The 20,764-nt window shown below is 52.0% G+C and carries 18 protein-coding genes; 4 read left to right on the forward strand and 14 right to left on the reverse strand.

Annotated features, from left to right (window positions below; all coding sequences use genetic code 11):
- Position 1: 1 nt before the first annotated feature.
- From GS398_RS10470 to GS398_RS10505, 8 genes are all read right to left on the reverse strand, one after another.
- Complete coding sequence (locus GS398_RS10470) at positions 2–1,792, reverse strand: BatD family protein (protein WP_160906705.1); 1,791 nt, start codon at positions 1,790–1,792, stop codon at positions 2–4.
- 18 nt (positions 1,793–1,810) lie between these two features.
- Complete coding sequence (locus tag GS398_RS10475; RefSeq protein WP_160906706.1) at positions 1,811–2,584, reverse strand: tetratricopeptide repeat protein; 774 nt, start codon at positions 2,582–2,584, stop codon at positions 1,811–1,813.
- On the reverse strand, positions 2,581–3,618 hold the full coding sequence (locus tag GS398_RS10480; protein WP_160906707.1) for a vWA domain-containing protein: 1,038 nt from the start codon (positions 3,616–3,618) through the stop codon (positions 2,581–2,583). The genes GS398_RS10475 and GS398_RS10480 overlap by 4 nt, the downstream gene beginning before the upstream one ends.
- The gene (locus GS398_RS10485; RefSeq protein ID WP_237488155.1) at positions 3,618–4,622 is read right to left on the reverse strand and encodes a vWA domain-containing protein; all 1,005 of its coding nucleotides are present in this window, start codon (positions 4,620–4,622) and stop codon (positions 3,618–3,620) included. The genes GS398_RS10480 and GS398_RS10485 overlap by 1 nt, the downstream gene beginning before the upstream one ends.
- Positions 4,609–5,520: a BatD family protein gene (locus GS398_RS10490; RefSeq protein WP_160906708.1), complete on the reverse strand. Its 912-nt coding sequence runs from the start codon at positions 5,518–5,520 to the stop codon at positions 4,609–4,611. The genes GS398_RS10485 and GS398_RS10490 overlap by 14 nt, the downstream gene beginning before the upstream one ends.
- Positions 5,521–5,553: 33 nt before the next feature.
- Complete coding sequence (locus tag GS398_RS10495) at positions 5,554–6,435, reverse strand: DUF58 domain-containing protein (protein WP_160906709.1); 882 nt, start codon at positions 6,433–6,435, stop codon at positions 5,554–5,556.
- Between the two features lie 25 nt (positions 6,436–6,460).
- Positions 6,461–7,507, reverse strand: a complete 1,047-nt coding sequence (locus tag GS398_RS10500) for an AAA family ATPase (RefSeq protein WP_160906710.1) — start codon at positions 7,505–7,507, stop codon at positions 6,461–6,463.
- Positions 7,508–7,644: 137 nt separating this feature from the next.
- Positions 7,645–8,091 (reverse strand): cold-shock protein, encoded by a 447-nt coding sequence (locus GS398_RS10505; RefSeq protein WP_160906711.1) that lies wholly within the window; start codon positions 8,089–8,091, stop codon positions 7,645–7,647.
- A 170-nt stretch (positions 8,092–8,261) separates the two neighbouring features.
- Between GS398_RS10505 and GS398_RS10510 the strand changes: the two genes are divergently transcribed.
- Entirely contained in the window at positions 8,262–9,065 is an 804-nt protein-coding gene (locus tag GS398_RS10510) for an alpha/beta hydrolase (RefSeq protein ID WP_160906712.1), read from the forward strand.
- Positions 9,066–9,133: 68 nt separating this feature from the next.
- Here GS398_RS10510 and GS398_RS10515 read toward each other — a convergent pair whose 3' ends face one another.
- From GS398_RS10515 to GS398_RS10540, 6 genes are all read right to left on the reverse strand, one after another.
- Positions 9,134–10,012: a methylated-DNA--[protein]-cysteine S-methyltransferase gene (locus GS398_RS10515; protein WP_160906713.1), complete on the reverse strand. Its 879-nt coding sequence runs from the start codon at positions 10,010–10,012 to the stop codon at positions 9,134–9,136.
- A 68-nt stretch (positions 10,013–10,080) separates the two neighbouring features.
- Positions 10,081–10,911 (reverse strand): fumarylacetoacetate hydrolase family protein, encoded by an 831-nt coding sequence (locus GS398_RS10520; protein WP_160906714.1) that lies wholly within the window; start codon positions 10,909–10,911, stop codon positions 10,081–10,083.
- Positions 10,912–11,076: 165 nt separating this feature from the next.
- Positions 11,077–11,955, reverse strand: a complete 879-nt coding sequence (locus GS398_RS10525) for a diiron oxygenase (RefSeq protein WP_160906715.1) — start codon at positions 11,953–11,955, stop codon at positions 11,077–11,079.
- 1 nt (position 11,956) lies between these two features.
- On the reverse strand, positions 11,957–12,259 hold the full coding sequence (locus tag GS398_RS10530) for a hypothetical protein (protein WP_160906716.1): 303 nt from the start codon (positions 12,257–12,259) through the stop codon (positions 11,957–11,959).
- Complete coding sequence (locus GS398_RS10535) at positions 12,259–15,117, reverse strand: PAS domain-containing protein (protein WP_160906717.1); 2,859 nt, start codon at positions 15,115–15,117, stop codon at positions 12,259–12,261. Before GS398_RS10535 ends, GS398_RS10530 begins: the two co-directional genes overlap by 1 nt.
- A 41-nt stretch (positions 15,118–15,158) precedes the next feature.
- A complete protein-coding gene (locus GS398_RS10540) occupies positions 15,159–15,926 on the reverse strand; it encodes a CHASE3 domain-containing protein (RefSeq protein WP_160906718.1) in 768 nt (255 codons plus the stop codon).
- Between the two features lie 159 nt (positions 15,927–16,085).
- Here GS398_RS10540 and GS398_RS10545 point away from each other — a divergent pair, with 159 nt between their 5' ends.
- The 3 genes from GS398_RS10545 to GS398_RS10555 all read left to right on the forward strand — a co-directional run bounded on the left by GS398_RS10545 (position 16,086) and on the right by GS398_RS10555 (position 20,746).
- Entirely contained in the window at positions 16,086–18,878 is a 2,793-nt protein-coding gene (locus tag GS398_RS10545) for a hypothetical protein (protein ID WP_160906719.1), read from the forward strand.
- Between the two features lie 256 nt (positions 18,879–19,134).
- A complete protein-coding gene (locus tag GS398_RS10550; protein WP_160906720.1) occupies positions 19,135–19,569 on the forward strand; it encodes a response regulator in 435 nt (144 codons plus the stop codon).
- Between the two features lie 73 nt (positions 19,570–19,642).
- On the forward strand, positions 19,643–20,746 hold the full coding sequence (locus GS398_RS10555) for an ATP-binding response regulator (RefSeq protein ID WP_160906721.1): 1,104 nt from the start codon (positions 19,643–19,645) through the stop codon (positions 20,744–20,746).
- Positions 20,747–20,764: the final 18 nt, after the last annotated feature.

Consider the following 20,764-nt stretch of genomic DNA (forward strand, 5'->3'; position numbering starts at 1 on the left):
ATTATATCGAACCTTCTATATCCGCAATTATTTTCTTCGACTTTTCGAACACCTCCCCCGGCGAAATCCCTTGCACCGGCGAATACCGGGCCATTTCGCAGAGATCGAGCGTTTCCTGCAGCGACCGGACCAGCTTCGCATCAACCGCTCTTGCGTTCAGCGAATCCGCGATATTCTCGCGGTTCAGGCCGGCGTACGGAATATTTAGTTTGTTGGCCAGGTACCCGTAAAGGCCTTTAAACAAGTCGTCGTAAAATTCGCGCTGCTGCCCGGCCGCCAGCCTGGCTTGTGCACTGGCGAGGTGTTTTGAGGCCAGCTTCCCGGCTAACCGGCTTTTCACCCGTACGGGGTCGCTGTTGTTGCGTTCGTCCCATTTACGGTAAAGCAGGGCTGCCGCGATGGCAATCGGCCCCACCGAAAGCAGGAAATAAAACAAGCCCGAGCCATACCAGCCTTCACCGGCTTTTCCCGGTTCAGTGTCGCCGGTCTTAATGTAACGGATGTCCTTATCCAGCAATTTAACGTCCTGCTGGCCGCCGGCAAGCGCGGTTACGTTCCCCTCGTCCTTACCTTTATTCACTTTAACGGGTGAAGGAGAGATCGGCAGCGTAACGTACTTATTTTCATATGGGTTGAAGTAAGAAAAGCTCTTGGGGCCTATGGTAAAATTACCTTCGTGACGCGGGATCAGCAGGTATTCGTAGGTCCTGCTTCCCGAAACGCCGGCAAGAGATTCGGAAATCTTATCCGTTAGCTTGGGGTCATATTTTTCAAAGTCTTCCGGGAACTCAATAGGCAGGTCCTTCAATAGCTTCAGGTTACCTGATCCTGTGATCTTCACCTTATAATTAAGCGCCTCGTTGGTTTTAAGCGCTTTTTTATCGGCTGAAGCCTCGATCCAGAACTTGCCGACCGCGCCGCTAAAGCCTTCGGGCTTCCCGGCTTCGGGAAGCGGTTTGGCCGTAATGGTAACCGGGGCGCTTTTTACGATAACGCGCGCTTCCTTGTAGGAGCCGAAAAACTCTTCCATCATGTCGCGGGGCCGGGTTTGCTGCCTTACCATAAAGATCATTTCCAGCGGATCGATCACCAGCTTCCCCGAATGCTCCGGGAACAGGATGCTTTGCTTGATGTCGGCCACGTTATATGCCACTCCTTTGTACACTTCTTTCCGCCACTGCGTGTTCTGCCCGTTGCTTGCAATCTCCTGGCTCCAGAACCCGTTCAGGTCCGGGATCTTACCGGCTTCGCTATTGAGCAGGGGGATCCGTGTATACAGCCGGTAACTTAACGTAAGCTGTTCTCCCTGGTATACCGTTGATTTATCGACCACGGCACGGATAAAAAGCTCTTTCGAGAGATCGGCGTTTAACGCTTCCGGCTCATCGTCACGCCGGGCGTTGCGGCTTTGTTGCGTCGGCCGCCCGTTTACCACCTGGATCTTCAGCGGCTGGGTACTGTATCGGCGTCCGTTCACCTCGGCCGTTGCGGCGCCAATGGTATAGTTGCCTTCCCTGGTCGCTACCAGCACATAGCTATAACCGATGCTCATGGACGTATTTCCGTTAACAGACGTCATGCTGCTCGACATGTTCGGCCCGGCAAGCACCTCCAAGCCGCTAAAATCCGGCGGCGCGAACTTGTCAGCGTTTGCATTCAGCGAAAACGACACTTCGAATTGCTCCCCCTTACCCACCTGTGCCCGGTCTGCGGATGCCGTAAACTTCACCCCCTGCCCCAACACGAAGGCCGACCAACATAGCATTACCGAAAATATAACTGACTTTTTCATCGATATTTCCCGACCGTTTTACCAATCTTTCGCCACTTTCACCTTTACGCCTTTCAGCTTCTTGTTCTTCATCTTATCCTGCGTCTCCTTTTCGTTATTGTTCAGCGCCTCAAGCATGCGCTCCGCATCGTCTTTAGAAAGTTTGTTCGGCTGAGGCTTTTCCTGCTGGTCCTTTTTATTTTCGTCTTTCTTGTCCTGGTTATTCTTATCCTGGTCTTTTTTATCCTTGTCTTTATCGCCTTTCTTGTCGTTATCGTCTTTCTTGTCTTTATCGCCTTTCTTGTCTTTATCGTCTTTCTTGTCGTTGTTCTGCTGGTCCTTGTCTTTGTTTTTATCCTTATTTTGCTGGTCTTTCTTATCCTGCTGTTGCTGCCGTTTCAGCTTTTCCTGTGCATACGCCAGGTTGTAGCGGGTCTGGTCATCGTTCGGATCGCTGATGAGCGACTTTTTATACGCGGCGATGCTTTCTTCCAGCTTATTGGCTTCCAGCAAGGCATTTCCCATATTATGATAGGCTTTTCCCAGTACCGGTTTGGCGTTCGATGCGCCGGCTATCTTGTTAAACTGTTCAGCCGCTTCGGCAAATTTCTTTTGCTTATAAAGTGCATCTCCAAGGTTAAAATTACCTTCCAGCGTCTGGCTTTTTTTCGCGATAGACTTACGGTAATTTGCTTCAGCGCCCGCGAAATCCTGCTGCTTATACAGGTCGTTGCCTTTTTTGATATGGGCTTTTTCCTGTGCAAACAATAGCCCGCAGGGCAATAACAACAGGAGTGTAATGCGCTTTCTCATGATCTTACCTCGAATAATTTCACCTTACTTAATCTTGAGCTCTTTTTGTTAGAGATAAAAAACTCGGCTACCAGGCATAAAAGGGCCAGCCCCAGGAAGAACTGGAAGCGGTCTTCGAAATCCCTGAACGATTTGCTGCTTACCGTTTTACGCTGCATTTTGGCGATCTGGTCCATAATGATATTTAACCCGCTGTTGGCATTCGAAGCCCGCACATATGTGCCGTTCCCGGCTGCCGCGATCTGCTTGCACATGTCCTCATTGAGTTTGGTCACCACCGGCTTGCCCGTACTGTCTGTTCTGAAACCCGATTTCTGGCCGTTATAATACATCGGGATCGGGGCGCCATCAACCGAGCCCACACCGATCACGTTCACGGTTACGTCTTTCTCCAGCGCATCTTTTGCAGCGCTGATGGCGTCGTCCTCGTGGTTTTCCCCATCGGTGATGATGATGATGGATTTGCCCGTGCCGTTTTTAAAATCGAACGACCGTATTCCCAGGTCGATGGCTGCACCTATGGCCGTACCCTGGGTGGGCACCATATTGGTGTTGATGGTGTTCAGGAACAGTTTGGCGGCGGAGTAATCGGTCGTAACCGGCAGCTGCACATACGCCTGGCCGGCGAATACCACCAGGCCGATACGGTCATTATGCAGGTTATCGATCAGTTGGGCGATGGCGCGCCTGGCATTTTCGAGGCGGTTTGGCGCCAGGTCTTCAGATAACATGCTGTTCGACACGTCGAGCAGGATCATGAGGTCGGCGCTCTCGCGTTTCACCTCCTCCATTTTCGACCCGACCTGCGGATCTGCCAGCCCCGTGATCAACGAAGCATAGGCAAGCAGGAACAAAGCGAACTTGATCCATGGCGTCGACGAAGAAACGGCCGGCATCAGTTGCTTTACTACGTGTTTATCGCCCAGGGAGGCAATGGCGCGTTTCTTCCACTGGCTTAACCAGCCGAAAAACAGGATGAAAAGAGGTATGGCTGCCAGTCCCCATAAAAATCCGGTATGTGCGAAGCGTAACATCAGGTTAAAGCCCCCCTCAGCAAAGTGTTTCTTAAAATAAATTCAACCAGAATTAAGCCCAGCGCCACCAGGGCAAATGGGAGGAACATCTCGGTTTTTTTACGGTACTGCGTTACTTCTATCCGCGCTTTCTCCATGCGGTCGATCCATTCATAGATCCGCTCCAGTTTTTCATTATTGGTGGCCCTGAAATATTTACCCCCGGTAGTGGCCGCAATTTCCTTCAGTGTCGGCTCGTCGATCTGCACCTTCACCCGTTGGTACTGCACACCCATGGAGGTCTGAATTGGCATATTGGCGTAGCCGTTGGTTCCCATGCCGATGGTATAAACCCGTACATTAAATTGTTTAGCGATCTCCGCGGCCGTAAGCGGGGCGATGGAGCCCATGTTATTCGACCCGTCGGTGAGGAGGATCACGACCTTGCTTTTTGCTTCGCTGCCCTTCAACCGGTTCACCGCCGTGGCAAGGCCCATCCCGATGGCCGTGCCATCTTCTATCATGCCGTAACTGAGGTCGTCGAACAGGTTAACGAGCACATCATGGTCGATGGTCAACGGGCATTGCGTAAAGCTCTCGCCGCTGAAAACCACCAGGCCGATGCGGTCGTTGGGCCGGTCTTTGATAAAATCGATGGCGATCTGTTTACCCGCCTCCAGGCGGTTCGGTTTGAAATCCTCGGCGAGCATACTCCCGGAGATGTCGTAGGAAATTACGATGTCGATCCCTTCGGTGGTGGTATTTTGCCAGCTCAGCGAAGATTGCGGTCGCGCGAGCGCTACGATCAATGCCGATAATGCCAGGAGACGCAACAAAATGGTAAGATGCCGCAACCGCGGAACGACGCTTTTTGGCGCCGCGGCAAATCCTTTTAAACCGGATACGCCCAGGCTGCCCTGGAAACTCCGCTCACGCCAGCCGTACCATCCCGCCATCAGGGGGATAAGCAGGAACAGCCAGAAAACCCCGGGATGAGCAAACTCGATGCCTTTAAACATGTGCATTGCCTCCTCTTACAACGAAATCTACTGCGCGCTCCATGCTCTGTTCATTATCTGAGGGCAATGGACGTTCCTTCGCAAATTTCACCAGGTCGGCCATTACCAGGATGCCGCTCAGGCGATTGATGTCTTCGGCTGCAATGCCGCTATAATGCAAACTATGCAAGATCTCTTCCGTGGTTTTTTCGTAGGTCTTTACCCCGTAGCGTTTTTCAAGGTATTCGCGGATAACGTCGGTCAGTTCGCTGTGGTATTGTTTCACCTGGTCCTGCTGCCACAGCTTTTTGTCCTTTAGCTCCCGGAGCTTCGCCAGTGCCGCCGTTCCAGGGGGAATTTCCGCCGCCACCTCTTTAACCGGTGCCGGGGCCGGTTTCGGCCGCTTCCGCAAGTAGATCACCAACCCTGCGGCAAGCCCGGCAACGAGCAGGGCGATTGTGATCCAGTGCCAATTATCACGTAAAAAATCGAGGAACGTATAGGTCACTCCCAAGGGCTGCTTGATGTCATAAATGGCTTTGGTGGTATCAACCGCAACGGTGGTTACCTGCAGCGTAAGCGGGTTGGTGTAGATCGTATCTTTACCGGCGATCACGCGGAAAGGCGGAATAATATAAGTTCCGGCATCAAACGACGTGATCAGCGAGATACGTCTTACCGTAACGTTACCTGGATGCTGCTGATCTTTCGCGGTGTCGGTTTTCCCGGCGCTCACCACCTCTACGTGATTCGCCAGCGTATCCAGCAACGCCGGCAATACCAGCGAAGCGCCGGCGGGCAGCTTCACAGTCAACTGAATGGTGGTTTGTTCGCCGATCAGCAGCGAGGATTTGCCGATCTCCGCTGTTGCTGAAGGCGTAACCTGCCTTGCGGCTGCCTGCAAATACCCGGCGACGAGGAGCATTAACCAACAAAACGTTTTAAATTTTCTCATGTCTCAACGCTTGCTTTCCCGCTTTTTGAAAAGTGTCATCAGTGGTTTGACATAGGATTCGTGTGTGCCTATCGCCGCAAAATCAACGCCCGATTTACGAAAGCTCTCCTTCACTTGCGCATTTCTTCTTAACGCATTCGCTTTAAAGGCTTTGCGCACTTCACTGTTCCCCGTATTTACCCAGGCTAGCCGGCCGGTCTCTTCGTCTTTTAACTGGATGAGCCCAAGATCAGGGAACTCCTCATCGTGTTTATCAAATAGCTTTAACGCGATGATGTCGTGCTTCTTATTGGCGATCTTCAATTCGCTTTCGAACGCCGGACTGATAAAATCCGAAATGAGGAACGCGGTGCATCGCTTTTTGAGCGCGCCGGTGAAGTATTTGAGCGCGCCGGCCACATCTGTTCCTGTATGGTCGGGCTTGAAATCGATCAGCTCGCGGATGATCATCAGGATGTGGCTCCGGCCTTTTTTGGGCGGGATAAACTTCTCCACTTTGTCGCTGAAAAACAGCACACCCACCTTGTCGTTGTTCTGGATGGCCGAAAAAGCCAGCACGGCACAAAGTTCGGTCGCCAGGTCCTGCTTTAACTGCTGCTGGGTGCCAAAATTCTTCGAGCCGCTTACGTCCATCAACAGCATCACCGTCAGTTCGCGCTCCTCGTCGAACACCTTTACGTAGGGATGGTTAAACCGGGCAGTCACGTTCCAGTCGATGGTACGGATCTCGTCACCCGGCTGGTATTCGCGCACCTCGCTGAAAGCCATACCTCTCCCCTTAAAGGCCGAATGGTACTCACCAGAAAACAGGTGATTACTCAGGCCCCGGGTTTTAATCTCGATCTTCCTGACTTTTTTGAGCAGCTCCTTGGTATCGCGGGCCATAGTCAATAAATAAGAAATGTGCGGGTTAAGGTACTTCGATGGCGTTCAGGATCCCGGTAACGATGTCTTCGGCGGTCATGTTCTCCGCTTCCGCCTCATAGGTTAAGCCGATGCGGTGCCTCAGCACGTCGTGACAAACGGCCCGTACATCTTCGGGGATCACATAACCACGCCGCTTGATAAAGGCATATGCCTTTGCCGCTAAGGCGAGGTTGATGCTGGCACGTGGCGATGCGCCGAAGGAGATGAGGTTCTTATAACTAGCGAGCTTATATTGATCGGGGAAACGTGTAGCGAAAACAATATCAATAATGTACTGCTCGATTTTCTCGTCCATATACACCTCGCGCACGATTTTTCGGGCTTTCAAGATATCTTCCGGGTGGATCACCGGTGTAGGCTTCATCATTCCCTGCGGCGAGATGTTGGCCCGTATGATGCGTTTTTCTTCTTCCTTGCCGGGATAGCCGATCACTACCTTCAGCATAAAGCGGTCTACCTGCGCTTCGGGAAGCGGGTAAGTACCCTCCTGCTCGATGGGATTCTGGGTGGCCAGCACCAGGAACGGCGCGGGTAACGGGAAGGTATGGTCGCCGATGGTCACCTGCCGTTCCTGCATGGCCTCGAGCAGGGCGCTTTGCACTTTTGCCGGCGCACGGTTGATCTCATCCGCCAGGATAAAATTGGAGAACAGCGGACCTTTCCGCACAATGAACTCTTCTTTCTTCTGGTTATAGATCATGGTGCCGATCAAATCGGCGGGTAAAAGGTCGGGGGTGAACTGGATCCTGCTGAAATCCGCCTGGATGGCTTTAGAAAGGGTGTTGATCGCCAATGTTTTCGCCAAACCTGGCACGCCTTCCAGTAAAATGTGCCCGTCGGCCAGCAAACCTATCAGCAAACGGTCTACCATGTATTTTTGCCCAACGATCACTTTATCCATCTCTATCTTCAGCACGTCGATAAAGGCGCTTTCCCGCTGGATCATTTCGTTCAGCGCCCTGATATCCGTTGAGTAAGAAACCGGCGGCTGAGTGTCCTGCGGTAGGGTGTTGCTGTTATATTCTTCCATGAGGTCGTTTTTATTTTTCAGGAAGCAAACTTAAACACACAAACATTTTTTTCAAGCACGAAGCGGAGGGTTATTTGTTAAAATTTGTTAAAAAGAGAAATGGAGAATCTATCAACCTATTCTCCGTTCCCTATATATTAAATCTTCCTGACGTTGATGGCATGCAGGCCTTTCTGATCTGATTCGGTCTCGAAAGTTACTTTATCACGCTCCTTCACGGGCACCGTGAGGGCGTTGATGTGCACGAAAACGCTTTCCTGCGACTGGAGATCTTTAATAAACCCGTATCCTTTGGCTTCATTAAAGAAGGTGATGGTTCCTGTACGGGCCGCTGCCGGTTCGTCCACCCTTTTTGCCACACCGATCTGGATCTCGGAGGCGTCAATTTTTTTCTTTTTGAAAGGGTCGGGGGGCGTTGAGGAAATATTTCCGTCTTCGTCCACGTAAGCCAGCATGTCGTCGAGGCCCTTTCCCTTGCTCGAAGTATTTTTACGCTCTTCGGCTTTCTCTTTTTTTTCCTGCTGTTTCTTTAGTCTTTTCTTTTCTTTTTCCTTCTTGCCGAAGGTTTCTGTTGATTTACCCAATGGTGTGTGTTTTTTAGTTTTTATATGGGTGTAAGTTACGATTTTTTATCCGGCAATTCACGAGGTTTTTTACAGGTTTTAGAGCTATAAGCTCTGCTTTATTCCGGGTTACGGTCAAACCAGGCTTATTTCCTGTCGTTATAAGTTGGTACCTACTACCAGGAGACAACATGAAAAACACCATCGTATTTATCCACGGAATGTTCCAAAATCCCAAAAGTTGGGAAAAATGGACCAATTATTTTAGTGAAAAAGGATACCGCTGCCTGGCCCCTGCCTGGCCGTTACATAGCGGCGAGCCGCGCGACCTGAGAGAGAATCCGCCTGCCGGGTTGGGCGACCTCCGGCTTAACGACGTCGTGGGCGAGATAGAAAAGGTCATTTTGGGCCTTAACGAAAAACCCATTGTGATCGGTCATTCTGTCGGCGGCCTGATCGTACAATTGCTGGTTAACCGCGAAATGGTGAGCGCAGGCGTAGCCATTAACTCGGTTGCACCCAATGCCATGCTCGATTTCGACTGGGGGTTTTTAAAAAACAGCGCAATGATCGCCAACCCGCTGAAAGGTAATGAGCCTTTTTATATGGACCTGGAGAATTTCCATGCGTCGTTCTGCAATACCATGACGCTGGAAGAAACCCGCGAACCGTACGGGCAATACGCGACGCACGACAGCCGAAACGTACTGCGCGATTGTATGGGCGAGGCGGGCCAGCTTGATACCGAACTGCCGCATGTGCCGTTACTTTTCGTCGCAGGTGAAAAAGACGAGATCATTCCCAATACGCTGAACGAGAAGAATTTCAAGGCCTATACCGATGAAGCCAGCGTCACCTCCTTTAAGGAATTTGCCAACCGCGGCCATTTTATCTGCGGGCAGCCCGGCTGGGCGGAAGTAGCGGAATACACCTGCACCTGGCTGGAACAACATGCCGTACCCGAGGCGGTTACAACAGGCGGATTCTATAAATAAGTGAGTAAGTTACTCCGCATCCTTCCTGCGGAGGCTTCGCTGTCTTCGCACTCCGCAGGGATGAAATATTATAAGCCCAGGGTGATTGAGTGGTCCCTGGCCTCATTTGAGACGCGCGACGCTTCCCAACCGATCATGGCGCTTTTGCGCTGACTTCCCCAGTGGTACTGCCCGGTTTCGCCCGTGGCGCGGATCACGCGGTGACAGGGAATAAGCAGCGCCACCGGGTTATCGCCAACGGCAGAGCCCACCGCGCGACTGGCTTTGGGATGTTGGATCTCTTCGGCGATTTTCGAGTAGGTTGTCAGTCCGCCCATCGGGATCTTGAGCAGCGTCTCCCATACTTTCACCTGGAATGACGTACCTTTCAGGTGAAGCCTGATCTCGTTCAGCCGGCTCCAGTCCTGTGTAAAAATGAAGAGCGCGTTTTGCTGGACCGTATCAAGCAGGTGTTGGTAAGTTGCGTTCGGGAATTGCCTTTGAAGCCCGGCGAAGGCGGCTTCCTGTCCTTCATCGGCAAACGCCATGTAACAGATCCCTTTGGCGGTGGCCGCCACCAGTAGCGTTCCGAAGGGGCTCTCTGCAAAGCTGTAGTTGATTTTCAGTTGCTCCCCGCCATTCTTATACTCGCCGGGCGTCATCCCTTCTATACGCACGAACAGGTCGTATAAACGGCCGGTACCCGAGAGGCCGGTTTCATAGGCGGTGTCGAACAGGGTAGCCTGTTTATCCTTCAATATGTTCTTAGCGTGTTCTATGCTCAGGTATTGAAGAAACTGTTTGGGGGTAATTCCCGCCCAATCCTTAAACATACGCTGAAAATGAAAGGGGCTGAGGCTCACATGCGCGGCCGCCTCTTCCAGCGAAGGCTGGCGCTTGTAATTTCCCTTTAAAAAGCCGATCGCCTGTTCGATCCTTTTATAATCAATTTCGTGTTGAGTTTCCATGTGTTACGATTTATCGATACAAAAGTAAGCGTAACGGGAAGCGAAGAAACCCGGATCTTGCGGAGTTGTCAGCGGTGGGAGTTATGGGAAACGGTGTTTTTGAGGGTGCCGATGGCATCGATGGATATCTCTACGACGTCTCCTGGTTTCAGGGTGAACTCGTTGGGGGGCACAAGGCACGTGCCGGTCATGAGGTAACAGCCATGTTCGAAGGAGGTTTCGCGAAAAAGGTAGCCGGCCAGCTCTTCGTGCTTGCGTTTCATGCGGCTGATCTTTACGGCGTCGTGGTACATCGTCTCCCCTTTACGGAAAATCGACATGGCGATTTCCGTATCGTCCGCTACCGGCGATTCCGGAACATATAGGCAGGGACCGATAGCGGCGCTGCGATCGTAGATCTTCGCCTGCGGAAGGTACAGGGCGTTCTCCCCTTCTATGCTCCTGGAACTCATATCGTTACCTGCGGTATATCCCTGGATGTTCCCGTTCGAGTTGATGAAAAGCGTCAGTTCGGGCTCTGGTACGTTCCACGCCGAATCCTTGCGGATATAAACCGGCTCCCCTGGTCCCGATACCCGGCAGGCCGCCGATTTAAAGAACAGTTCGGGGCGCGCCGCATGGTAAACGCGGTCGTACAGGTCGGCGGCGCCGGATTCCTTAGATTCTTCCATCCTCGCCTCCATGCTGCGCGAATACGTTACGCCAGCTGCCCAGATCTCCTGGCCGCCAACAGGTGCGCAGATACCTGATAAGGTGGCGGTCTTCAACCCGGGCATCAAGCCAAGCAGGAATCCATACAAATGATCGCGGTTTACCAGCGTGTCCCAATCCTGTTCCACCTCGTATAACGAATCTTCGTATCCCAGAACAATGCCGTTTAATGTTTTATACAATTTCATACAGGCAAGGTAAGGTTTCCGGCTTAATCCTTTCCCCGGCGGTCGTGCATTTTTTGCTTTTCACAGAATTTATCCTGCAATGTTTATGATTACTGGTTACGTGGGCAAAGCGACTGGTACGATGGTGAACACGCCCGGTGGTGCAGGGCAAAACCCACGCACAGGTTAAAAGCGGACGCCCAGGATCGATTTCCAGAGCGGGCGTGTTAGCAGGTTGAACCCGCCGAAGTCATTTACGAACTCCACTACCCCGCCGAGACAGTTTTCGGCAAACTTAGCTTTGTAGTTGCGATAAGCGATCCGGTATAATTTTTCCGGGTCGGGGATTCCGATCCGCTGGTAGATCTCCTTGCGTATGTACAGGCTTCTGAGGAAGTAGATATTTCCCAATACCAGCAGGCTGTACAAGGTCTTCTTAAAAAAGCCGGCTTTGGCGGTATACCGTTCCAGCAATCCTTTAGTAAAATGAATATGCCTGCCCTCTTCGATAGAGTGCAGCTCATTCACCTTTTTCAGCACATTGTAAACGCCTGGTTCCTTCCGGAGGTAGTAACCATACTTATCCGTTACCAGTTCAACGGATAATCCCGTCATGAACATAAAGTCGGGCGGCAGGTATTTCGCGGTAAACGTGCCCGCAAAGCGATGCCACCGTGTCGGTTTTACCGGGTCGCCGTTTAACCGCATGATGGCTTGCGTAAACATCTCCTGGTGGCGGTATTCCTCGATCACTTCGCGGATGAGGAAGCGGTGCTCGGCGTGGTGCGGCGGGATATCCAGGATATAACGGTTCACGAAAAGACAAAACAGCTGCTCTCCCCACCCGTACGAATACATCACCTGTACGGTCTCATGCCGGCCCAGATCGAGTTTTTGCCCGGGCGTCAGCGTATCGTATACCGGGAGGCCGTGCAGGGAGTTCAGCCGTTCGGGGAGGAAAACATCACCGGGCAGCGGATCATCCTGCCAGGGAATGTAGGTTTCCGGCAGCAGGGGATGCTCCTTGCTGATGCGGATCAGCCGTTCTATCTCATGGGTTTCCATTTTAGCTGATAATGTTAAACAGGAATAAAATAGCCGTCACGAACAAAATGATCAGCCCGGCTAAAAAGAGAAAATCTGCAAGATACTCATACCGGGTGCCTGATTTGATGCTGCCGCGGATAGAGAGGAACGACAACATACAACTAAGCATAAAAAAGACGATGGCTATGGTTATGGTTTCATCTATCACGGTCCGTTCATTCATTTTCAGGAACTTCAGGGAGGTTACCATCACAAAGCATAGCCCCAGCAAGTTTGACGAAGCGTTAAGGATGTGCGGCGATTTATCGTTTCCCCTGTTCATTACCTGTTATCAATCCATTTTTCTGCTTCAGAAAGCGCCGTAAAAAGCTGCGTATCAATATTTCCGGCGGCAACACCGGCGGCTTTATTCGCCGACAGCCGGCTGAACACATTTGGCGCATATACCCAGGCCAGGTGGGTGATGCCGGCTTTTTCCAACATCGGGAAAAATACGCCGCTCACCCAATCTACGGCCTCCGACCAGCTGCCGAGTACATGCGTATTGTCGTTCACAATTTTACTACACCGGTTTTTCTCCGCCATTTCCAGCAATACCAGGCAGCCGTTCTTTACCGAATCCAGGTCCTGGAAACCCGTCCAATCGGCATATATCCTGTGAGACCGTTCGTAGTAAGTGATGGTAATGGTTGTGTCCTGGTAAAACGTGTTGCCGATGCGTTTCGCTTTCGCGACGTTGTGCGAATCCAGCGGAAGCCGGAAATAGAACGTCGAACCTGCACCTGGTTGGCTCTCTATCCAGAAACTGCCCTGGTGCCGCTTCAGGATCTCGGAAGAGATAAACAAACCGAGACCCAGTCCTTCAAAGCGCATCGCCGTATTGTCCACACGGTAATAACGTTCAAAAAGGTGGAGCAGGTCCCCTTCGGCGATGCCGATGCCAAAGTCCTTCACCGACACTACTACGTTATCCCGTTCCACTTCGCAATTAATGATCACTTCTTTCTCGCCGGGAGAGTATTTGATGGCGTTGTTCAGGAAGTTGCTCACCACCTGCTCGAGCCGAAAGCGATCGCCGGTATACTCCACGTCTTCGGCGTGTTCCAGTATCAGCTGGTGGCTGGGCGCCATATGCTGTACGCTTTCGATAGTATCTGCCAGCATCTGTTTAAGGCTGAAAGGCTGCATGTTGTAGATCATCTTACCTGCGTTGATCTTGGTCACGTCGAGCAGGTCGCTGATCAGTTTTTCGAGGCGAAAGATATGGCCCGCAGATTTCTTTGCAAAACCGGCAAGCCTTTCCGCGTCATCGGTGCGCTGCATCATCTGGTTAAACGCTTTGATACTGGTGAGAGGCGTTTTCAGTTCGTGACTGGCGATCGAAAGGAACTCGTCCTTACGTTGTTCATTGTCCTTTTGGATGTCGATATTGGTATTGGTGCCCAGCCAAAAGGCGATCTGGCCGTTTTCGATCAGCGGCAGGGCACGTCCAAGGTGCCAGCGATAGTCGCCGTCTTTAAACCGCAGGCGAAATTCTACCGTGTACGCGGTACCGGCTTCCAGCGCATGGCGCCATTTCCTGAGGCAATCGCCGAGATCGTCGGGGTGGATAAACTCATTCCACCCGCTTCCTACAATGACCTCCATCGGCTGGCCGAAGTCGTCGCACACTACCTGGTTCACATAATCGAGGGCGCCATCAGGACGCGAGGTCCATACCTGCTGCGGGATCGCGTTAAGCAGGAACCTGAACCGTTTTTCGTTTTCTTCTTTTTTTCGCCTGGTGAGCACGGTTTCCGTCACTTCGAACACGAACACCAGGATGCCGTCTACCATACCGTGGATATCATGCTTCGCCTGGTAAATAAAATTGAAGTACCGTTCTTCTACCGGGCCGTCATCATTGCTGGCCAGGGGCACCATCACCTCCTTTCCTTCGAACGTTTTGCCGGTGCGGTAGATATCGATCAGGATGTCGCAGATCGGGTGCCCGGCAAACTCAGGTAAAGCTTCCAGCAAGGGCTTTCCACGCAAATTTCGCCCGGGGAAGAGCTGCTGGTAAGGCGGGTTCACAAGCTCGAAGATCATTTCCGGGCCGTCGAGCACACAAATACCTGCCGGCGCCTGCATGAAAAAAGCGTTCAGCCTGTCGCGCTCGCGGATGGCGTCCTCCCGGGCGGCCAGCAGCTGGCTCGTCCTGAGCCCTACGCGCTTCTCAAGGTCTTCGTTCAACTTCTGCAGGTTGCGCTGCGCCTGGTAAAGATCTTCGTTAGTGGCTTTCAGCTCTTCGTTGGTGGCCTGGATCTCCTCGCCCGATTCCTGGAGCAATTCGCGCGCAGTCACCAATTCGGTAATGTTATAGGCAAAGCTGAGGATGCCGTTGATGACCCCGTTTTCGTCGTACCTGGCCTGGTAAACGAAATTAAAGTAATGGTCTTCCGGTTTTCCACCGTCCTGCCGGACCATCGGGATACGCATTTCGGTACCTGAATAGGTTTCGCCGGTATCGTAAACATGTTTCAGGGCTTTTAGCACCTCGTGACCGGCCAGTTCCGGCATCGCCTCCAGCAGCGGCTTGCCCCGCAGGCTGCGTTGTGAAAAGAATGCCTCGAAATGAGGATTGGTGTATTCGAATACCCAATCCGGGCCAGAAAGGATGGCAATCCTGGCGGGGATCTCCCTCACCAGCTTCTCCATCCGGTTGCTCATTTGCAGCGCTTTCGCCGCCGAACGCGTTTGTTCTTCGAGGCTGGCCGTGAGTTGCTGGCGGGCAACCTCCTGTGCCGTTACGTCCTCCGTAAAGTGAATGATGTAACGGATCTCGCCCCTGCTGTTCAGTACCGGGGTATGCGAGGTTCGCCAATAGCTGCTCCTGGTAACGGCGGGATCTGCGGGATCAGGGAAATCGAACCGGGCAACCGGTATCTCATGCGGTTCGCGGGTATTGATTACGCGGATCAGCGAATTGGCGACGTCCCTGCCGCCCTGGTCCCGGGCGCCGGGCGTAAACACTTCAAAAATATGGCGACCGGCAACGTCCTCTCTTTTTTTTGCCGTTATCCGCAGGTAGGCGTCGCTTGCCGTAAGCATGATCAGGTCGGGCGAAAGCACCAGGTACAGCCCCGGCAGTGTTTCAAAAACTTTCATCATCTCTGGTGAAAGACCCGTTTCGCCGTTCATAATTTTGAGTAAACTTTATACAATAATACTAAACCACTGCGCTATTTCGGATCACCGAAATCCGAATCTTTTATTCTCAGACCGTAATTGCCGTCGGCGATCTGGTTAGCCATGTGGTCGATCACCGAGATCTTACGGACGGTGTCGGCATCCTTCAATACCAGTTCCTGCTCCAGGCGCGTCCTCGCTTCGTGGTCTTTCTTGATCCGGAGGTAAAAAACGACGGTCAGCACGATGGCGATCAGCGAGGCGAGCACAACGACCAGCGGCGTATAGGAAGCGTATCGTTCCATCTCGGCGGTGCGGGTGACAAGCAGGCTCAGCTCCCTCGCCTGCATACGGCTGATCACGCCGCGGATGCGGTCCATCGTGGCCTTTCCGCTGCGGAGGCTGTCGGCATTGACTGTAATTCCCGACCGCTTCTGCGAGATCATATCAGCCAGCTTCAGGTTTTTCGCTTTAAGCAGGTCCAGCAGCGTATCGCAGGCTAGCTGCTGCCGGGGATTATCCCTGGTAAGAAACTGTACACTGTCAAACGCCGCTTTCGCTCTTTCCTTAGCGCCGGTGTAAGGTTCCAGGAAATCGGGGTCGTTGGTGAGGAGATAGCCGCGCTGCCCGGTTTCGGCATCTTTCATAGAAGAAACAACGTCTTCGAGGTTAATGATCACTACATTGGTGTGGTCTACCCAGCGTGTGGTGTCCAGGAGCTTTTCCAGCGCCAGGTAAGATAGTACCGTACTTGCGACCAGGATGATGAGTGATAAGGCGTAGGCCCAAAAAATGTTCTTTTGAGAATTCTTGGATTTCATGCGGAAATGTATGATTTTTTGAAAACGGTTTCAAAAAATTCTCATGTAAAGGTATTTGGGTGGAGATTGTTTTTAATAAGAAGGGTTCGTAACATCTCCGATAAATGAAAGCGGAAGCGGCAGGGATAGATTTTTCTTAAAAATTACTAGGTTTAGGGGATGAAGATACCCGCTCATATTTGCCGTTTCCCCTGTCTTTCAGGCCTGCTTCTACTCGTTTCCAACGCCTTCGGCCAGGGTTTGAAATACCAGGTGGCCGCCTTCGAAAAGATAAAGGAAGCGCTTCCCGTCGAAAAAGTTTCGCTGCACCTCGATAAACCCTATTATGCCGTGGGCGACACCATCTGGTACAAGGCTTACGTAGTTAATGCCGATTACCTGACCGCGTCAAAGCGGAGCGGATTACTGTACGTTGAGCTTGCCAATGACAGTAACCGTGTGATCAGGCGCGTCATGCTGCCCGTGATAATGGGACTAACCTGGGGTAATATTGCGCTTAACGCGGATGAGGTGGCAGACGGGAATTATGTATTGCGGGCCTATACCCAATGGATGCGTAATTTTGGGGAGACCTACGTATTTAAGCGTGAGCTCCGCATCGCCGGCGGCGAACAAAGCTGGCGTGTGAAACTCGCCAACCAGCTCAGCGGGGATAGCCTTCGTCTTTCTCTCCGCTTCGATAAAGATAATACGCAGGCACTGGGGCTACGTGAAATGCTGGTAAAAGTATTGGACGGGAAGAAAGAGATCTTCCGTAAAAACGTGGAAACGGGCACAGACGGCAGCCTGGACCTGGCCATGCAGTTACCGCCGAAAACACCGGCGACCCAACTGACTTTACTGGCGGAGGACTTGCGCAAAGGTGAAGGCGGACGAAAGATCTCCATCCCGCTGCCCGTTAACCGTCCCGGGACCGTCGACGTGCAATTCCTCCCGGAAGGCGGTTCACTGGTGGCCGGCTTGCCCGGTCGCGTCGGCTTTAAAGCCATCGGCGAAGACGGTAAAGGAACGGAGGTAAGGGGCCGGGTCGTGCGCAACGGCAACCAGCAGGAAGTGGCTGTTTTTAACACCGGCCATCTCGGAATGGGCTCGTTTAACCTCGCCGCAAAAGCCGGTGAACAATACACCGCCCTGGTACAGCTTCCCGATAAGAGCATTAAAAGCTACCCGCTTCCGGCAGTTGCCCCTGTTGGCACGGTGCTGCATGTGGATAACCTCTCAAACAAGGATTCGCTGATCATCAGCATGGGGGTGTTAAACCCTGGAATGAGCAGTAACGTTACTTATTCGCTGATCGCCCAATCGCGTGGTGTGATCTGCCATGCTTTCCAGGTAAGGCTTACCGCGAATACGGTCCGCAAAATCTCCAGGGACCTCTTCCCTACCGGTGTCGCCAGGTTCACCCTGCTCGACGCAGCCGGTAAGCCACTGAACGAACGCATCGTGTTTATCCGGCAGCCCGACGATCTCGATATCCGCATGAACGGGCAGGAAGCGATGAGCGTTACCGCGCGCGACAGCGTACCGGTAAACATCCATGTGACAGACCGCAACGGCGCTCCCATCGAAGGAAGCTTCTCACTTGCGGTAACTACCGACAACCTCGTGAAAACCGATACCTTCGCCCCCACGATCCTTACCGACCTCTTGCTTACCTCCGAGCTCCAGGGCACGGTGGAACGCCCCGGCTATTACTTCGACCGCAGCAACGCGGATGCGGATACAGACCTTGATAACCTGATGCTTACCCAGGGTTGGGTAGGCTACGACTGGAACCAGGTAACCAAACCCGCCGAACCGGTAACTTATGCCGCGGAACCGGAATTTACCGTACAGGGAAAAGTTAAAAGCCTGTTAAATAAGCCTGTTGCCGGAACGGAGGTACTGCTATTATCCACCCGCAAACCGCCGGTACTGATGAGCGCCGTGACCGATTCGCTGGGCTCCTTCAGGTTCGCCGGGTTTACGCCCGCAGATACCCTGTCATTTATGCTCCAAACGCGTAATAAAAGGGGTAAAAGCTTTAATGTGAACCTGGAAATTGATGCACCTCCGCCGCCGAAATTCACGGCGGGCGCCGGAAGATTGCCGCCCTCATTCGTTAATGCCGATACCACGCTGCTCAGCTACTTTAAAACCACCCGCAAAAGACAGCAGCAGGTCAACCTTCCCGAAAACGGGAAACTGCTGAATGAGATCTCCATTGTAGGACGGAAAGTGGTTAAAGGCTCGAAAAACCTCAACGGCGCAGGGAAGTCTGATTTCACGATGGATGAAAAAGACATCGCAAAGCTTGGCAAGATCACATTGGGTGAATTACTGGCAAAAAACATCAGGGGATTCGGGCCGGGTATTTTCCCGCCAAAATCCAGGCCACCGGTACAAAGTTACCTGGTAAAGGAAAAAGAAATGCGGCTGGTGATCGACGGTATCGACGCCGATTACTTTTTTGTGGAGGACGAACAAACCATCAACGGCAGGTTCATGTACCTGAAAGACCTCATGGAATTCTTTACGGCGGATGAGATAACCGGCATCGAGCTGATGTACAGCGGTACGAATAACTACAAATATGGCCAGAAATTCCTCACTTTCGACCAGCTTGCTACACCGGGCTACCCGACGTCGGTGGATTGGGCCTTCATCGAAGTTACTACCCGGTCGGGCAAAGGTCCTTTTATGAAGAAGACGGCAGGTGTAGCCTTACATAAGCCACTGGCGTTCACGTTCCCGCGAAAATTCTATCGCCCTAAATACCTGCCCGGCAGCACCGCTCCCGATCTTCGCACCACCATTCACTGGGAGCCGAACATTGTTACCAACGCATCGGGGAACGCATTCGTTTCGTTTTACGCGGGCGCACAACCAGGCACCTATACTTTATTAATTGAAGGAGCAGATATGAACGGAAAGGCCGGCGTTAGCGCAAAAACCATCGTTGTAAAGAAATAACGGGAAATCAGGTAATAAACGGTGTGAGCAGGCAGCTACTAAACCTCCACCAGTTTGTGCTTTACCGCGTACGTCGCCGGGCCGGCGGTGTTTACAACCGCGGTCGTTATCAGCTCTATCCCGTTCAGGTCCGACAGGCCGGATTTGAAACAAATCCCGCATTTTGGAACCAGCATTTTGTACGGGAAACAATATTACTGTATATCAATTGGTTATATTTGGCACCATTATTAGACTATCCCTTAATAACAATTTTATGAAAGCCGATAAAAAGTTAAAAGTTTTCCTGGTTGACGATGATCCATTTTGCCTTTACATGTATGAAAAGCATCTGAATAATATTGGCTACAAAGACGTAAAGACTTTTAGCAGCGGCACCGCATGCCTTGAACAACTGGCAGAAAAACCCGACGTTATTTTCCTCGATCATAACATGGACAGCCTCAACGGGATGGAGATCCTTAAAACGGTGAAACGCGTGATGCCGGATATCTACATTGTGTTCATTTCCGGCCAGGAAAGCACAGAAACGGTGATTAAATCGCTGCAGCAAGGCGCTTTCGAGTACATTTTTAAAGGGGAATACGAACTGGAGAACATTGAAAAAGTAATGGGCAAGATCATCGAATCCAAAGGTTTATCGCCTGATAAACGGAAAAACGGCTTCATTTCACGGTTCTTTTCATTTTAACATCGGGAAATCTACCGCTACAAATGATCCGGGAAAAGAGATCACCTTATAAACCTGCCTGCGAGCGACAAACATGGAGCCGATAAACGACCTTTCCACCGATGGACTTAAACAAGAGATCGCCGGCCTTAAAACCAGGCTTTCGGCGCTGCAGGAAGAGCTGAACGCGTCCCGGGAAACAATGAAACGGCTGGCGAGCGGCAAATCGGCATTCCTGGTAAACATCAGTCACGAGGTACGCACACCCATGAATGCCATCCTGGGTATGAGCAGGCAGCTCGAAAAAACCCGCATGGACAGCCAGCAGCGGTTCTACCTCAAAACGCTGATGTCTGCCACCCGCCGCCTGATCCAGACAGTGAATGGGTTAATGGATATAGACACTGGTACCCCCAGGCCCGAAGCAGATAAAACCATCCTGCGCAACTGCCGGATCCTATTGGCGGAAGACAACGAGATGAACAGGCTGGTGGTAGCCGAAATGCTCGAAAATTACCAGGCACGGCTAACCGAGGTTTCCAACGGCAAAGAGGCGGTGGACGAACTGAGCCGCACTCCCTATGACCTGGTATTAATGGACCTTCAGATGCCCGTAATGGACGGATTGGAGGCTACGAACGTGATCCGCCGGGATATGAAATTGCAGGTACCCATTATTGCACTCACCGCAAATGCCAATAAAGGAGAACGCGAACGTTGTATGGGCATTGGCATGAACGATTTCGTAGCAAAACCTTTCGAAGAGGACGACCTGGTGAATACCATCGCCGCCTGCCTCCACCAGCAGGTGCCTGAAAACAAGCCGCTTAAAGCTGAAGTTGACCCGGTTCCCGGCAATACACCGCTATATAACTTGTCAAAACTTGAAAAGATCAGCCAGGGCAGCGATGTGTTCGTTGATAAGATGGTCGGCTTATTTTTGACACAGATGCCACAATCGGTCGCGGAGATCCGGGCCGCCTATGAGGCGGGGAATATAAAAGCCATCGCCGCCGTTGCCCATAAGATAAAACCTGCTATAGACAGCCTCGAAATCGCTTCCCTGCGGCAGGTGGTGAGAGAGTTGGAAACGCTCGCCAACACCGAACCTGCCTCGCAGAAGATCCCCCGCCTGGTAGATACCGTAGGCGACGTGATCGGTAAGGTATCAGTTCAATTGCAAAACCGGCAGAAATAACGTGACCATCGGCGGCCG

Origin of the sequence: Hufsiella ginkgonis (assembly GCF_009834915.1) — a bacterium.
GTDB classification, from domain to species: Bacteria; Bacteroidota; Bacteroidia; order Sphingobacteriales; family Sphingobacteriaceae; genus Hufsiella; species Hufsiella ginkgonis.

Bases quoted from the DNA above. Each gene is read 5' to 3' on its own strand.
- GS398_RS10495 (WP_160906709.1), bottom strand. From the start codon at position 6,435: ATGGCCCGCGATACCAAGGAGCTGCTCAAAAAAGTCAGGAAGATCGAG.
- GS398_RS10470 (WP_160906705.1), bottom strand. From the start codon at position 1,792: ATGAAAAAGTCAGTTATATTTTCGGTAATGCTATGTTGGTCGGCCTTC.
- GS398_RS10490 (WP_160906708.1), bottom strand. From the start codon at position 5,520: ATGCTCCTCGTCGCCGGGTATTTGCAGGCAGCCGCAAGGCAGGTTACG.
- GS398_RS10525 (WP_160906715.1), bottom strand. From the start codon at position 11,955: ATGGAAACCCATGAGATAGAACGGCTGATCCGCATCAGCAAGGAGCAT.
- GS398_RS10520 (WP_160906714.1), bottom strand. From the start codon at position 10,911: ATGAAATTGTATAAAACATTAAACGGCATTGTTCTGGGATACGAAGAT.
- GS398_RS10550 (WP_160906720.1), top strand. From the start codon at position 19,135: ATGAAAGCCGATAAAAAGTTAAAAGTTTTCCTGGTTGACGATGATCCA.
- GS398_RS10480 (WP_160906707.1), bottom strand. From the start codon at position 3,618: ATGTTACGCTTCGCACATACCGGATTTTTATGGGGACTGGCAGCCATA.
- GS398_RS10535 (WP_160906717.1), bottom strand. From the start codon at position 15,117: ATGAACGGCGAAACGGGTCTTTCACCAGAGATGATGAAAGTTTTTGAA.
- GS398_RS10475 (WP_160906706.1), bottom strand. From the start codon at position 2,584: ATGAGAAAGCGCATTACACTCCTGTTGTTATTGCCCTGCGGGCTATTG.
- GS398_RS10500 (WP_160906710.1), bottom strand. From the start codon at position 7,507: ATGGAAGAATATAACAGCAACACCCTACCGCAGGACACTCAGCCGCCG.
- GS398_RS10485 (WP_237488155.1), bottom strand. From the start codon at position 4,622: ATGCACATGTTTAAAGGCATCGAGTTTGCTCATCCCGGGGTTTTCTGG.
- GS398_RS10515 (WP_160906713.1), bottom strand. From the start codon at position 10,012: ATGGAAACTCAACACGAAATTGATTATAAAAGGATCGAACAGGCGATC.
- GS398_RS10540 (WP_160906718.1), bottom strand. From the start codon at position 15,926: ATGAAATCCAAGAATTCTCAAAAGAACATTTTTTGGGCCTACGCCTTA.
- GS398_RS10545 (WP_160906719.1), top strand. From the start codon at position 16,086: ATGAAGATACCCGCTCATATTTGCCGTTTCCCCTGTCTTTCAGGCCTG.
- GS398_RS10555 (WP_160906721.1), top strand. From the start codon at position 19,643: ATGGAGCCGATAAACGACCTTTCCACCGATGGACTTAAACAAGAGATC.
- GS398_RS10510 (WP_160906712.1), top strand. From the start codon at position 8,262: ATGAAAAACACCATCGTATTTATCCACGGAATGTTCCAAAATCCCAAA.
- GS398_RS10530 (WP_160906716.1), bottom strand. From the start codon at position 12,259: ATGAACAGGGGAAACGATAAATCGCCGCACATCCTTAACGCTTCGTCA.